This window comes from Plantactinospora sp. WMMB334 (assembly GCF_049179095.1).
In the GTDB taxonomy this organism is placed as follows: Bacteria; Actinomycetota; Actinomycetes; order Mycobacteriales; family Micromonosporaceae; genus Plantactinospora.
The window spans coordinates 16926-31559 of sequence record NZ_JBMHME010000002.1 but is presented as its reverse complement, the minus strand read 5'-3'; the positions used below and the strand labels follow the sequence as shown (position 1 = coordinate 31559).

Annotated in this window: 9 protein-coding genes; 1 reads left to right on the top strand and 8 read right to left on the bottom strand. The window is 75.3% G+C overall.

Features of this window, described 5'->3' with window-relative positions; translation table 11 throughout:
* Window positions 1–90: 90 nt before the first annotated feature.
* From ACN27G_RS00185 to ACN27G_RS00170, 4 genes are all read right to left on the bottom strand, one after another.
* Complete coding sequence (locus ACN27G_RS00185; RefSeq protein WP_421490739.1) at window positions 91–3891, bottom strand: SCO7613 C-terminal domain-containing membrane protein; 3801 nt, start codon at window positions 3889–3891, stop codon at window positions 91–93.
* A gap of 97 nt (window positions 3892–3988) precedes the next feature.
* A complete protein-coding gene (cutA, locus tag ACN27G_RS00180) occupies window positions 3989–4309 on the bottom strand; it encodes a divalent-cation tolerance protein CutA (RefSeq protein ID WP_421490738.1) in 321 nt (106 codons plus the stop codon).
* Between the two features lie 10 nt (window positions 4310–4319).
* Window positions 4320–5381 (bottom strand): 1-acyl-sn-glycerol-3-phosphate acyltransferase, encoded by a 1062-nt coding sequence (locus ACN27G_RS00175; RefSeq protein ID WP_421490737.1) that lies wholly within the window; start codon window positions 5379–5381, stop codon window positions 4320–4322.
* On the bottom strand, window positions 5381–6217 hold the full coding sequence (locus tag ACN27G_RS00170; RefSeq protein ID WP_421497184.1) for a patatin-like phospholipase family protein: 837 nt from the start codon (window positions 6215–6217) through the stop codon (window positions 5381–5383). The genes ACN27G_RS00175 and ACN27G_RS00170 overlap by 1 nt, the downstream gene beginning before the upstream one ends.
* 309 nt (window positions 6218–6526) lie before the next feature.
* On the opposite strand from ACN27G_RS00170, the gene ACN27G_RS00165 reads away from it, so the two are divergent.
* Window positions 6527–8155: a protein kinase domain-containing protein gene (locus tag ACN27G_RS00165; protein WP_421490736.1), complete on the top strand. Its 1629-nt coding sequence runs from the start codon at window positions 6527–6529 to the stop codon at window positions 8153–8155.
* A gap of 59 nt (window positions 8156–8214) precedes the next feature.
* Here ACN27G_RS00165 and ACN27G_RS00160 read toward each other — a convergent pair whose 3' ends face one another.
* The 4 genes from ACN27G_RS00160 to ACN27G_RS00145 form a co-directional block, all read right to left on the bottom strand.
* A complete protein-coding gene (locus ACN27G_RS00160) occupies window positions 8215–9546 on the bottom strand; it encodes an ABC transporter ATP-binding protein (RefSeq protein ID WP_421490735.1) in 1332 nt (443 codons plus the stop codon).
* Window positions 9547–9739: 193 nt separating this feature from the next.
* Window positions 9740–10747, bottom strand: coding sequence for a hypothetical protein (locus tag ACN27G_RS00155; protein ID WP_421490734.1), 1008 nt, complete (start codon window positions 10745–10747; stop codon window positions 9740–9742).
* A gap of 83 nt (window positions 10748–10830) precedes the next feature.
* Window positions 10831–11046 carry a hypothetical protein gene (locus ACN27G_RS00150; RefSeq protein ID WP_331212251.1) on the bottom strand — a complete coding sequence of 72 codons (216 nt, stop codon included), beginning with the start codon at window positions 11044–11046 and terminating at the stop codon, window positions 10831–10833.
* A 10-nt stretch (window positions 11047–11056) separates the two neighbouring features.
* The gene (locus ACN27G_RS00145) at window positions 11057–14482 is read right to left on the bottom strand and encodes a cyclic nucleotide-binding protein (protein WP_421490733.1); all 3426 of its coding nucleotides are present in this window, start codon (window positions 14480–14482) and stop codon (window positions 11057–11059) included.
* Between the last annotated feature and the right edge of the window lie 152 nt (window positions 14483–14634).

Sequence of the window (14634 nt, the reverse complement as noted above, 5' to 3'; positions counted from 1 at the left end):
ACCACCGGCGGCTCGGCCGGGTGTTCGCCCGCCGTTCCCGGGCTCGCTGGCCGGCGGTGCGCCCCCGCTCCCGTCGACACCCGCGACCGGTCAGGTCATCCGGTTGACGGCGGCACGAAGCCGGTGCAGGTCGCGGCGCCGCCGCTCGTACGTCATGGCCAGGCCGATCAGGGCGAATCCACCGGCGGCCAGGAAGATCCACCGGGGTAGCCGGTCCCAGACGTCGACCATCTCGCGCAGCGCCAGGACGGCGAGGACGGCACCGCCGAGCAGCACCGGCGCCTGGCGGCGCCACCGGGCACCGGCCAGTACCGCCGCCAACGCGCCGGCGCCGAGCAGCAGCCGCCGCCACGGCTGATCACCCACCACGAGCACCGAGACGAGGCTCGGCAGCAGGGCGGCGCCCAGCCCTGGCCCGTACGCCAGCCAACTGCTCAGCGCCGGCCGGGCCCGCAGCGCCAGCCAGCCGGCGAGCAACCCGAGCAGCGCGGCCGGCAGCGTGTACGCCTCGACCAGCGCCACCCGGGCCGAGGCGAGCAGCAGCCAGGTGGCGAAGAGTTCCGCCCCGGCCGCGGCGGCAGCGCGGGCCCAGCGCTGCCGCACCGGTTCGGCCGGACGCAGGGCGCGCAGCCCGAGCGCCACCCCCCAGAGCGTGCAGACCGCAGACGCGTACCGGATCTCGCCGATCGTCAGCAGCAGGGCGATCAGGGCCGTGGCGTGGCTGGCCATCTCGACGGCGACCGCCTCGACCGACCGATCATCGCTGGTGCGTGCCCTGCCGCCGGCGAGAGTCGTGCTGCCGGCGAGGGCCACTGCCGCGACGGCCAGCACCGGCAGTGCGATGATCCGCAGCGGCAGTCCGGCGGCGGCACCTGCCGCACCGGCCAGGGTCGCCGAGGCGGCGACGCCGGTCAGCCACCCCCCGATCCGGGCGGCCGGCCGGTGACCGAGCAGGCCGGCGGTCAGGCCGGCCGCCGCGACCAGCGCCAGCCCGGCGAGCGTGCTCGGCCTGGTCGGCAGCAGTCCGGCCAGCCCCGCAGCCCCGAAGGCGACGCCCGGGAGCATCAGCCACCGCCGGAGCAGCGGCGAACCCTGCCGGCGGGCGCGGCGACGCACCGCCAGGGCGAGCGGGCCGGCCACCCCGGCGAGCAGGCTCGTCGCCGGTACGGCCGGCCAGCCGGCGCCCGCGGCGACCAGCCCGACCAGCGCGGTGCCGATCGCGAGCGGCGCCGCGACCAGGGCCGCGGAACGGGCGCTCCCCCGCCACGCCCGGCCGGCGACCGCCGCCGCCATCGTGAGCAGCAGCAGGGTCAGGGCGTCGTGACCGTCCAGCAGCCAGCCGTCCGGGCCGGCACCGGTCCCGGCCGGATACAGCCCGACCCCGGCCGGCGGCCCCGACCAGATCCGGCCCAACCAGTGGTACGGCACGAGGAGCACGGCCAGCAGCGCCGGTACCGCCACCACGCTCGCCCGGAGCAGCAGGATCGCCCCGGAAACCAGCGCCGGTACGGCAACCGGGGCAGGACCGGTGGCCGGGGCAGGACCGGTGACCGGGACAGGACCGGTGACCGGGACAGGACCGGTGACCGGGACAGGACCGGTGACCGGGACAGGACCGGTGACCGGGACAGGACCGGTGACCGGGACAGGACCGGTGACCGGGACAGGACCGGTGACAGGCCCCGGTCCGGCGGGCGGCTCCGGTCGGCTGATCGCTGGCCGGTCGGCGGTTGCCGTCCGGGACTGCCCCCCGCCCCGGCCGACCACCCATACGCCGAGGCTGAGCAGCAGCGCCCCGGCGGCGTACGGGCCGGCCGGTTCTCCGACGCCGGGCAGCGCGGGGGCCATGCCGACCGCGAGCGCGACCGCCGAGAACGCCGCACCGGCGTACGGCAGGTAATGCGGGACCGCCCGGCGGACCGGCACCAGCCCGGCGGTGAGCAGCACGGCGGTGGCCAGCACGGCCCGCGCCTGCCACCACGGCGGCACGCCGGCGGCGAAGAGGCCCATCAGGACGGTCACCGGGGTCGCCAGGACCGCGACGGCGAGCCCCGCACCGCCGACCACCCGCCGAAGAGCCTCCGACCCGGGAGGCGGTGGAACGGACGCCGGGCCGGTTCCTCGTGCCGGAGTGGCGGGCCGGAGTGCGGTCAGCGCCACCGCCACGCCGATCAGCACCAGGGTGCCGAAGACGGTTGCCGCACCGGCCGGCCGGGCCAGGCCGGCGAGGATCGCGTGCCCGGCCAGCAGCGCCGCACCGGTGCCCGCCGGCACGGCCGTACGGACCGCCCGACCCGGCCACGCGGCGGCCACGCCGAGCGCGGCGGCGAGCACCACGTCCAGCGCGGAAACGCCCCACCAGGGCAGCGGAAGCGCGGCCGGCACCGCCAGCGCGGTGAGCACGGCACCGGTCAACAGGACCGGCGGCCGGTCGCGCCGCCGCCCGAGCGTCACGAACGCCACGGCCGCCAGCACCAGCGCCAGCGGAAGCTGCCAGTCGAACGGCGCGTCCCGCGCGGTCAGGTCGGCGTGCCAGAGCGGTTGCGAGCGCCATGCCACGCTCGCCGCGACCATCAACGCCATCACCCCGGCCAGCACCGCCAGGGCGGCGGCCACGACCAGACCACCGGCGCGGGGGCCGGCCCGTACCCCGGCGGGCAGTAGCCGGGCGGTGGCCGCGACCGCGGCGGCGAGCAGCACGACGATCCCGGCCGCCGGGCCGAGCAGCGGCCAGGACGTCTCGGCGACCGCCCGGACCAGCGCCACCGCCAGCACCGGCACGACGAACGCCGTCGCGCCGGCCCCGGCGGCGGCGCTGCGCAGCCGGAGCGCCGCGGCGACCGGCAGCAGGGCGCTCACCAGCAGGGGTACGCCGGCGAGCGCGGCGAACGGACCGTCCGTGCTGACCACCGCCAGCATCCCGCAGAGCGTCGCGGCCACCGTGGCGGTCCCGTAACCGGCCCAGGCGACGGACCGGCGGACCCCTTCGATCGGGTCCGCCGGCCCGTCGCCGCCCCGCCCCCGGGTCATCAGGAGGTTGCCCGTGGCCAGCCCGGCGAGCGCCAGGGACCAACCGGCGGCGCCGAACCCCGCGTCGACTGCCAGCAGCGGCACCACCGGCTGGGCCAGCAGCAGCCCGGCGAACCATGGCGCCTCGAGTCGGGTCAGCCGGTGGTAACCCCCCGCCACCACCGCGCCGACCCCGAGCACCAGTGCCGCGTACCGGCTCGGGGGCCAGGCCGCCACGCCGAACAGGTCGACGGCCCATCCGGCGTACCCGTCGAGCACCACCAGGAGCAGGCCGATCGCCGCGAAGGTCTCGGCGGTGGCAGCCAGCCCTCGCCGCTGGGCCAGCAACGGCGCGGCCAGCGCCAGCCCGGTCAGCGCGGCGAGGATCGTCGCCCGGCCGGCGATCCCGACGGCGGCCCAGGCCACCACCGTGAAGACGATCGCCGCCGTACCGAGTAGCAGCCCACCGAGGACGAAGAGCACGTTCTGCACCGTGTGGGTGGACGCCTCCGGGCGGGTGGACGCCTCCGGCGGGCGTTGGATGCGCTCGCCGAGGAGATTCGGCGGGGCGGTGCCGGAGGGGAGGGCGGCCGGCCCTCCGCCGCCCGAGCCGGCATCGGCGGGCCGGGCGCTGGCCGCCGTCCGGACCCGCCCGGCCAGCGCGTCCCGGCGCCGGCGGAGCTGCCATAGCGTGGCGTCGAGACCCAGGTACGCCTGCCGGGCCTGTTCCACCCGCCCGGCCAGCGCGGCGATCTCCGCGTCGAGCCGGATCACCTCGGCCGCAGCCGGATCCGGTCCCCGGCCGCAGCCCGGACAGCCGGTCGACAGGTCGGCCCGGGCCCCGCAGACCGGACAGGGGTACGCCTTCGCGGAAGCGGTCACGGTGTCATGCTGCTGCCCCGCCGGGCCGGTCCACAGAGTGCGCGTACCTACCCCGGTCGGTACCCGGGCCCGTCGCCGAAGGCCGGCGCGCCGCCCCTCAGGGCCGGGTCTGCTCGTGCAACCAGGCCGAATAGTCGGGGTTACCGCCCTCCACCCAGGTCACCAGCACCTCCGGCACCTCGTACGGGTGGGCCGCCCGCACCTGGTCGATCAGGGCTTCGACCCGGTCCGGCGCGGTCTTGAAGACGACCGTCCACTCCCGGGTGGTCTCCATCCGCGACTCCCACCAGTAGGTGCTGTCCACCGGCCCGCTGACCTGCGCGCAGGCTGCCAGCCGGCCGGCGACCGCGGCGGCGGCGAGCACGTCCGCGACCGCCCGCGCATCCACCACCGTCGTCACGACGCAGATCTGGTCCACGCCGGGCACCCTACGCCCGACCGTCGTCTCCACGATGCGCATCCACCCACTCGTCGATCCGCGCCCACCAGTCGAAGAGCCAGTCGATCCGCTCCTCGCGACCCTTCGGCACCTCCTCCGGCGGTACCGACCAGAAGCGCATCACGATCCGCTTGTCCATCGGCAGTTCCCGCCACACGTCGGCGATGGTGAGCATCCGGTCCAGCCCGGTGTGCGCGACGAAGATGACCCCGGCGTCGGGTGCCGCGTCGAGCGCGGCGAGCACGCCGCCGGGCTGCGGAGCCAGCACGTGCCGCATCCCCTCGGCCCGCTTCGCCATGTCGTGGAAGCCCTTCGCCCGGAGCAGGTCGATGGCGCGGAGGCGCCGGCCCGGTGTGAAGTTGCCGCCCTCCGGAAAGATCACGAAGGCGTCGTTCTCGTCGAGGTTGACCGCGAGGTGACCGATCTGCTCGACCACCGACTCCCGGGGCTCGACCGTCGGTCCGTCCGGTCCGATCCGGGTCCCGCGGCGGCGACTTGCCGCGATGAACCGGTTGGGCAGCCGGTTGAGCATCACGTCGACGGCCGGATCCCACTGCAGGGTGTCCTTGAGCACGATCCGTGGTTCCCGCTTGAACCAGTTGACCAGCGCGTGGATCAGGATGAACGAGTCACCCGGGCCGGCGTGCCGGGAGAGCACCAGCTCGGGGCGGCCGGGCAGTGCGGTGTCCGGGTCGGTGCCGACGACGTCGATGCGCAGCCGCAGTGTCCACCGCGCCTGCCAGAACAGCGCCGTGAGGAACCATCCGGCCAGGAGGTAGTGGGCGCGCTGGAAGGCCGGAGAGCGCTTGTGCCAGCCGAAGCCCGAGCCGACCCAGAGCCCGAAGAGTGCCACCAGGGCGGCCGCGTCCCAGAGCAGGTAGACGATCCCCACCCAGAGCACCCGGAGCGGGCGCAGGTAGCCGGGCACCAGCGGCGAGACCGCCGCGGCGATGATCAGCCACACCGGCAGCGTGGTCACCACCACGACGGCGAGCAGCACCGTGCCGGGAGCGAGCACGACCCGCCGGACCCACCTCGGTGGCAGCGGCATCAGGTGCGGTCCAGGTGCTCGGTGAGATAGCGCCGGGACGCGGTGTAGGCCCGGCTGATCCGCCGGCCCACCGCCGCCATGTCCCGGTACGCCCACGGGGTGTCGTCGCGTGGGCCGAGCCCACCGGTCGGCAGCACGTGCACCTCCACACCGTCGGGAAGCGCCGCCATCTCCCGGGCGAACCGGTGCCGCCGGGCGATCTCGAAGGCCACCTGGGCAATCTCCCACGGCCGGCGGGGCGGGCTCAACGGCCGCTCGATCCGGCCGACCTGGAGCACGAAGATCTGCCTGGCGCCGGCGTGCACCGCCTCGCCGATCGGGATCGAGTTGACGATCCCGCCGTCGACGAAGTGCTCGCCGTCGATCCGGGCCGGTGGCAGCAGGCCGGGTACGGACGCCGAGGCGAGCACGGCCGGCACCACCGGGCCGGTGCGGAACCAGTGCTCGGCGGCGCGCTCGATGCTCGCCGCGCAGCACCGGAACGGCACCTTGAGGTCTGCGAACGTCGTGTGCTCGCCGAGCTCCGTCTCCAGCAGCCGGCGCAGCGGACGCGGCGAGTGCAGGTGGGTCCGGGCGGCGAAGCGGCGCAGTTGCCGGGCGATCGAGTCGCCGTACACCTCGCTCGCCTCGGGTGAGGCCCAGAGCCGGACCAGCCGGTCGGTGACCGCCTCGGAGGGGTCGGCGGCGACGAGTGCGCCGTTCACCGCTCCGATCGAGGTGCCGAGCACCAGATCGGGGTGGATGCCGGCCCGGAACAGCGCCCGCAGCATGCCCACCTCGACGGCGCCGAGCACGCCGCCGCCGCCGAGCACGAACGCCACCGGACCGCCGACCATGACGTTCATCCTGGCACGTGCCGCCCACCCCGACCCGGCGGGTCGGCCGGCACCGGGATCGACGAGCGTGGCCAGCCGGCACGGGCCGTCGGCGGAGACGTGCGTTCACCCGACCCGGCACAGCCGCCCGTCTGCCGCCCCACCTTCGGCGGCAATCTCCTGATCAGGACGCGTACGTGTGATCAGGACGCGTACGTGTCCGTCTGCCGGTCCGTCGTTGACAGGAGGTAGCCAGTCACGGAGCCTGATACGACCCCATCCACACAGCCTGATGTGACTCCCGACTCTTCCAGGCAGGTGCGACCAACAATGGCAGCGTTGCAGGCGGGCGGCCTGCTCGCCCGCAGGTATCGGCTCATCGACCGGATCGGTGCCGGCGGCATGTCGGTGATCTGGCGCGCCCGTGACGAGGTGCTCGACCGCGTGGTGGCGGTGAAGGTGCTCGCCGCGTCACTCGCCGCCGACGCGAAGTTCCGGGAGATGGTCCGTGAGGAGGCCCGGGCGGCCGCGCAACTCGTCCATCCACACGTCACCGCCGTGCACGACTACGGCGAGACCCTGGGGCCGGACGGCGGGATCACCGCCTTCGTGGTGATGGAGCTGCTGACCGGCGAGGAGTTGAAGGCCGAACTCACCGCCGGTCCGCTGCCGTGGCAGACCGCGGTGGAGATCTGCGCCCAGGTGGCCGAGGCCCTGGCCGCCGCCCACCGGCTGGGCATCGTGCACCGGGACATCACCCCGGCCAACATCATGATGACCGCGACCGGCGCCAAGGTGCTCGACTTCGGCATCGCCACCCAGGTCGGCGCCCCGGACGAGGACGAGGACGGCGAGACGTTCGGCACCCCGGCGTACGTGGCGCCGGAACGGCTGGACGGGCTTCCGGCACAGCCGGCGACCGACACCTACTCGCTGGGCGTGCTGCTCTACGAGACCCTGACCGGCCGGGTGCCCTTCCCGGCCGACACCTGGGAGGAACTGACCCGGGCGATGCAGGTCGGGACGGAGCCGACGCTGGAGGGCGTACCCGATCTGCCGCCCGCGGTGGCGGACGTCTGCCTGCGCTGCCTGGCCCGCGACCCGATCGAGCGGCCGACGGCCGCGCAGGTCGGCGAGTTGCTCCGCCACCAACTGCTGGCCGCCGATCCGCGCCGGGCCGTGCCGAGCCACACCCGGCCCGGTGCGGTGTCGGCGGTGACCACCGAGCTGCCGTCGCCGGCCGCACCGGCGCTGGCGGCGGCGACCATGGTGTCGACACCACCACCCCCGACCTCACCACCACCCCCGACACCACACGTCGGCACACCACAGGCCCTGGCAGCACCGGCCCCGGCACCAGACGTCCCGGCACGGAGACCGGCGGAACCCGGGGCGTCCGCCCCAGCGTCGCGCGTTCCGGCCGGGCCGGCGACCGTACCGCCACGGCCGGGCCGGGTCCTGCTGGTCGCCGCCGCAGCACTGGTCTTACTCACCGTCACCGTCGTGCTCGTCTCCGTGCTCGGCCCCGGCTCGGATTCGGCGCCGACGACCGGGGCGAACACCGCCGGGGCGGACGCGACGGCGACACCGACCCCAGCCGGCACTTCCGGGCCGGCGACGACGGCCGGCCCGGACGCCACGGCCGGGTCGGGGGCGCCGGCAGGAGTGCTGGACAACCCGAACATCCCACCGCAGCCGGTAAGCGAGGTGATGACCCAGCTCTACCAGATCGTCGACGACGGGGTGGCGGCGAACGCGATCCAGGACCACGCCGGGGTGGACCTGCGCAACCAGTTCCGCAACCTCCGGGCCGACTCCGCCGCCGCCGCGCCGGACCTGGCCGGTCAGGTGGCGCTGCTGCGCGACAAGGTCACGGTCCGCCGGAACGAGGGCTCGATCACTCCCGAGTACGCCGAACTGCTCGACGCCGCCCTGGTCCGCCTGGCCAGTGCCATGTGACCCCGGCTCTCCCGGAGCAGCCGAACCGGACCAGCCGAGACAGATCAGCCGAGCCGGGATCAGCCGAGCCGGATCCGGTCGCCGGAGGTGTCGAAGAGCATGAGTTGGTCCAGGTCGACCGCGAGCGCGACAGGCTCCCCGACCCGAGGCAGCATCGGCATGGGGACCCGGATCACGACCTCGCCGGCCGGAGGCGGTTCGTCACCCAGCTCGGGGTCGTAGACCGGATAGAAGCCGTACTCGGTGCGGGCCGTTGCCGGCGGCTGCTCCGGCCGGGAATGCGGGATCATCCGGGCCAGCCGGTCGATGACCGGGTGGCCACTCGGCAGGTCTTCGGCGATCACATCGGAGAGGTGCTGACCGGTGCTGGGGTGTTCCAGCCTGGCCTGTGACGACGAGGTCGGCACCGTGTCCGTGGTCACGTGCACCAGCGCCTCGTGGCCGAGGTTCTCGACCAGCCGGACCACGCCCCGCAGCACCGGTGTCGAGCCGGGCGGCGGGTCCGGCACCGGCCGGAGCGCGTCGGCCCGCAGCGCGCAGGTGACCCGCTCGGTGTGGCGTTCGCGCAGCGGGCGTACCCGGGGGTCCTCCGGCGGCAGTTCGATCAGTTGCGATCCGAGATCGAGCAGCACGCCGCCGTCGGGCGCGTAGATGGCGGCCTGTAACAGGTTCGCCCGGGGCGTGCCGAGGAAGGCCGCGACGAAGAGCGTGCGCGGATCCCGGTAGACCTCGGCGGGCGAACCGACCTGCTGGAGCCTCCCCCGGCGCAACACGGCGACCCGGTCGGCCATGGTCATCGCCTCGACCTGGTCGTGCGTCACGTAGAGGGTGGTCATCTCCAGCCGCCGGGCGACCGCGACCACCTCGGTACGCAGCTCCGCCCGGAGCCCTGCGTCCACATTGGAAAGCGGCTCGTCGAGCAGGAAGACCCGGGACTCCGCCGCCATCGCCCGGGCCATGGCCGCACGCTGCCGCTGCCCGCCGGAGAGCTGGCTCGGCCTGCGGTCGAGCAGATCGGAGATGCCGAGCTGCTCGGCGATCTCCGTGACCCGGGCGGCGGCTCTGGCCGGCGGCTCCTGGTTGAGGCTCATCGGAAAGCGGATGTTCTCGGCAACGGTCAGGTGCGGATAGAGCGCGTAGTCCTGGAAGACCATCGACAGTTGCCGGGCGGGACCGGCGCCGCCGGTCACCGGCTCGCCGTCGATCAGCACCCGGCCGCTGGTCGGCTCCTCCAGCCCGGCGACCAGGCGCAGGATCGTCGACTTGCCGCACCCGGTCGGCCCGAGAAGGGCGACGAACTCGCCCGAGCCGACCTCGATGCTCACGTCGTCCACCGCGACGGTGCCGTCGGGGAACACCTTCGTCAACCGGTCGGTGGCGATGCTGACCACGGCGACCACCTCCTGTCGCCATCGTCCGGGGTCAGCGGTACGCGCGCCAGTCCGGTTGCGCCGGACGGCCGGATCGGCTGCGCCGGACGGACCGGAACGGTGCGCCGGACGGCATGATGCCAGGGCGTCGCCCAGGACGCTCTCCCGGCTCCCGCCATCGCGAGGAAGCGGCGGGGCGGCGAAGCGGCGCGGGTCAGGACGCGGGGCCGGCGGGCGGCGGGTCGACGTATACCGTCCGATCCATCCAGCCGTCGCCGTCGTCGTCGTACATCCGCTTCTCGAAGAAGCCGTCGTGGTCCTTGTCATACTCGCTGATGTCGACCAGACCGTCGGCGTCCAGGTCGTGCCCGACGAAGTCGGTACGCCCGTCCCGGTCGAGGTCGACCAGGATGTCGACCCCACCGTCGGCCCGGCCCGCCAGGGTGTGCCGGTCCCACGTCCCGTCGCCGTCGACGTCGACCCGGGTCCGGTAGCCGTCCGGTACGGGCGGCACGGCGTCACCGGTGGGCGGGGGCGGGTCGTCCGCTCCGGCGGCTCCGAAGCCCGTCTCCGCCGCCGACCCGAAGCCGACCTCGGCCGCAGGCCCGAAGCCGGACTGCGGTGCGGTGCCGGGACCGGGCGCCGCACCGAAGCCGAACTCGGCACCGGCCAACGCGGCGGCGAGGTCGTTGTCCGGATCGGCCAGCGCGCCGGCCAACCCACCTGCGGGTTGGGCGAGTGCGGCATCGGTGGCCGACCCGATCTCCCGGCCGATCTCGTCACCGAGCCCGGCCAGCCCACCCACCGGTGCGGAACTCCCCGGCCCGACCGGCGCGGCGCAACCGGGCGCCTCGACGAGCGGCGGGACCGCCGCCCCGGGCTCGCCCGCCGCGCCGAACCCCTGCACCACGCCGTATGCGGCGGCGCTGGAGCCGCCGGACGGGGACGGACCGAGCCCGGTGGTGGCGATCTCGGCGACTCCCGGCAACGCTCCGGCCAGCCCGGCGAGCGGGGCGAACATGCCGAAGGCGCTCGACTGGTTGGCCCGGGTCTCCACCGCGTGCTGGGCGCCGGTGTCGCCACCGGTCTGAAGCTGCAGCACGGCCAGTTCGTCGGCGTCGAGCCGGTAGCCGGCGAGCGCGACGACCGGATCCGCAGCGAGCGCGGCGGCGAACGCCGGGTCGGTCACCAACCGTTCGAGTACGTCGTCGAAGTCGCCCACGGTTGCCTCCTCAGCACGCCGGTCGCTCCAGGTTATCCCTACTCCGCCAGCAGGAAAGCGCGGCGGAACCGGTGCCCTTCCCGTCAGTCCAGCTCGGGCATGGGCACCGGCTGTGGACGCGGCCGGCAGGTGCCGCACTGCACGGCGTCCTCGACCACCAGCCCTTCGGCCCGGCCGCGCGCCTCCGACCGGTGCACCTGCAACAGGTACGGGCCGAACCGCGCGTGGTCCTCGCAGACCCCGCGCCCGCAGAAGCGGCACCCGCCCCGCGCCGCCTTGGGACAGAACCAACAGAGCACTACGAACTCCTTACCCGATGGTCGCCGGTTGGCAGGGTGCCACGGTGATCGGACCGCCGCTCAGGCGGCTCTGCGCCCCGTCGCTGTCCATCGCCGTGACCCAGACGTCGAGCGTGCCGCCCCGGTTGCCCTGCCCGGGGTACGGCACCGGGCCGACGGTGCCGTAGTAGGCACCGTCCGGCGACATCCTGGCCGAGCCCGAGGCGAAACCGCTCCAGTGCACCAGCACCGTCAGGTCGCCGCCGGAGTCCCGGTCGTCCGAGACGACGACCGCCACGCTGGCCGTCCTGGGATCCTGCGTGCACTGCTTTCCGTCCTGGTCCTGACTCAGGGTCCCGCCCGGCTCGTCCTGCCACCTGATCACCGGCGGCCGGTTGGCCGGCGTGGTGGGTGCGGCGGTGGTGGGACGCGTGGTGCGGGGCGGGGTCGCCGGTGGGCCGGCGGTGGTCGGCCGGCCGCCCGGCGGTGTGCCGGTGTCCGGCGTCGGGGCGGCACCGCCGCCGGTCGTCGGGGGCGGCGTCGGCGTCCCGGGTGTCGAGGTCGGCGACGGGCCGGCGGTCGGTGACGGTGTCGGGAACGGCAGGCCGGGCGTGCCCGTCTCCGGGTCGCCCGGTGTCGGGGATCCACCGCCGCCCGGCGGTGTCCCGCCGCCGCAGCCCAGCTCGCGGCGGTGCTCCGGCTGGCGTACCCCGGCGACGCGTACCTCGCCGGTGGCGACCTCGATGCCCCGGACCCAGGCCGCGTACCGGGCCGCTCCCCGGTTGCTGATCCCGCCGCCGGTCCGGTCCACCAGCAGCACCAGGGGGGCGAAGGCGTCGCTCGGGCTCTCGGTGTCGGCGAGCATCCGGCCGGTGTCCAGGGTCAGCCGGCCGTGCGGGGTGAGGGTCCGGGTGCCGTCGCTCCAGAGTGGACCGAGCACGGCCCGGGAGCCGGCGCAGAAGACGCTCGTCGCGCCGCCCCGATAGGTCAGCAGGGCACGGGAGCGTACCGGGACCCGGATCTGGTCGCCCTGCGAGACGTAGATCCGCTCGCCCTCGGCCAGCCGCACGGCCCGGCCGTGCACGACCGCGTCGACCCGGCCGGAGTCGGCGCGCAGCAGGGCATGGTCGTCGGGCATCTCCGCCCAGGCCGGGCCGGGGATCAGGTTGCTCGCCGTGGTGAGGAGCGCCAGCAGCAGGAAGAGCAGGACCAGCCACCACAGCCGCCGCTCGAACCGGCGGTCGACCTCCGGGTCCGCGCCGGCCGGTGGCGGACCGGGCGGTGCCGCCAGCGGTGGATAGCCCGCGTCGGGGTGGACGCCGGCCCGGGGTGCGCTGCCGGGCGTACCGCGCTCGACCGGCGGCGGCGCCGGGTCGGCCGGGCCGAGGGCCAGCGGAAGGCCGGTGACCGCCGGCAGCGCCCAGACCCGGACCGGGGTACGGGCGGTGGCCACCGTGCCCGGCTCGCCCTCCCCGGCGGGGCCGATCAGGGTGCCCCGGCGCAGTTGGGTGCCGTCCGGCAGCTCGATCACCCCGGATTCCACCACCACCGCGTCGTTCGCGCCGGTGAGTACGATCGGCTCCCCGGCGGCGAGCGCCGCGACCCGGGCGCCGGAGACCAGGCCCAGCCGGTCCTCGGCGCTGAGCCCGCGCAGCGCCGGCGCCTCGCTGAAGAGCGCCTCGGCCACGGCCCGGTCGGTGGGCGGCGGGCCGGGCAGCGGTCCCACCCCGGCGACCACCGACGGGGCCGGCAGTCCCAGCAGGAGGGTCCCGGCGGTGTGCCAGTCCAGCGCCGCCGGCGCCCCGCCGAGCGCGCTCGCCAGCCCGATCACCCCGCCCGGCCCGACCCGCTGCCGGACCAGCCCGCCCGGGTCACCGGGCCGCCGGCCCTCCATCGCGCCCTCCACCACCAGGAAGACGGTCGACTGGGCGGCACCGGCGAAGACCAGGTGCGTGCCGGTGCGCGGGCGTATCCAGGCGGACCGCTCGGCCAGCTCGGCAAGGGTCGCACCGGGCAGCCGGCCCAGCGGCGAGTTCCGCAGCGCGGCCAGCCGGCGGGGCAGGTCGAGCCGGTGCCGCCGCTCCGCCCAGCGGGCGCGGGCCCGGCGTACGGACCGGGCGAGCCAGCCGGCGGCGAGGTAGACCAGCGGGGCGGCCAGGCCGGCGATCACGGCGACCAGCAGCAGTCGGGCCGGCCAGCCGGACCGCCAGAGCCCGAGCACCAGCCCGGCGACCCGGTCGGTCCAGATCCGCCAGCCGACATTGACCGCGATGACCACCCAGAGCACGGCGAGGGTGCCGTAGAGGGCGACGATCCGCCCCTCCCGGTCGAGCTGCGCCCAGCGCGGTGGCCGGCGGCGCAGCCGGGCCAGCACGTACGAGAGCCCGCGTGCGCGCAGGTTGGGGATCTCCAACCAGTCCATCAGCAGGTAGTAGCCGTCGAGCGCGAGGAACGGGTTGAGGTTGAACAGCGCGTTCAGATACCAGGCGAAGGCGAGCTTGAACGTCCACGGTGCCGCCTCCGGCACCAGTACGCCGACGAGCTGGGCGAGACCGGCCAGGACCAGTCCGGCCGCCGGACCCGCCGCCGTGGTGAGCATCCGGGCCCGGCGGCCGGCCATCCAGACGTCGGTGGTGTCGACGAAGACCGACGGGATGCCGAAGTAGACCAGGAAGCCGGCGGCCGGCACCCGCCGTCCGGCGTGCTTCGTCGCCAGCGCGTGCCCGAACTCGTGCGAGGCGAGCGCGAGAATGTTCAGCCCGAGCAGCACCGCCGCGCCGGCCGCGTACGAGCCGTCGGTCAGGAAGAGGGACTGGCTGCCGGCCCACCAGGTCCAGCCGAAGATCAGCAGCCCGGCGACCGCCACCACACCGAGCAGCCCGGCGGCGACCCGGGTGAAGAGCAGCCGGCCACCGGCCCGGTAGACGAGGTCGACCAGCGGGTCGACATCGGCCACCACCGTGCGCTGGCCCCTGGCCGCGGCGAGCAGGCCCCGGCCGAGCCGCAGCGGCCAGGGCCGGCGCTGCACCCGGTCCAGCGGCCGGAACGCGTCCACCGGCAGCTCGGCCAGCATCCGGTTGCCGGCCAGGTCGGCGACGACCCGGGTGACCTGGTCCGGGGCGAGCCGGCCGGCTATCCGGGCGAACTCCGCGACCAGCCGGGCCACCGTGCGGGAGCCGTCCATCAGCTGGGCGAGCTGCCACTCCTCGGGCGAGAGCCGCAGGTAGCAGGCGCCACCACCGGAGTCCGGCGAGCGGAGCATCACGTACGGCACGTCGCGTACCGAGACCAGTTCGGCGCACTCGATGCCGGGCCGCAGCACCGGACGGGCCCGGGCCGGGTTCAGCCGCTCGACGACGGCACTCCACAGCCCCGGATCGGCCGGTCCCACCGGACTGCCCGGGGCACGGCCGGCCAGCGCCTCCCAGACGCTCACCCGACTCTCGACGACGGCCACCGAACCCTGCCTCCCGCGTCCTGCTGCGGCTCGCAGAGTAAGGCGTCAATCCCACCCTGACGCGCTCGCGTCCACTACCCGACAGGGAGCGTGGCTGACGTCGTACCCGAAAAGCAAGCGGAGGCCGCGCCCGACGGCGGGCGGGGTGGCGG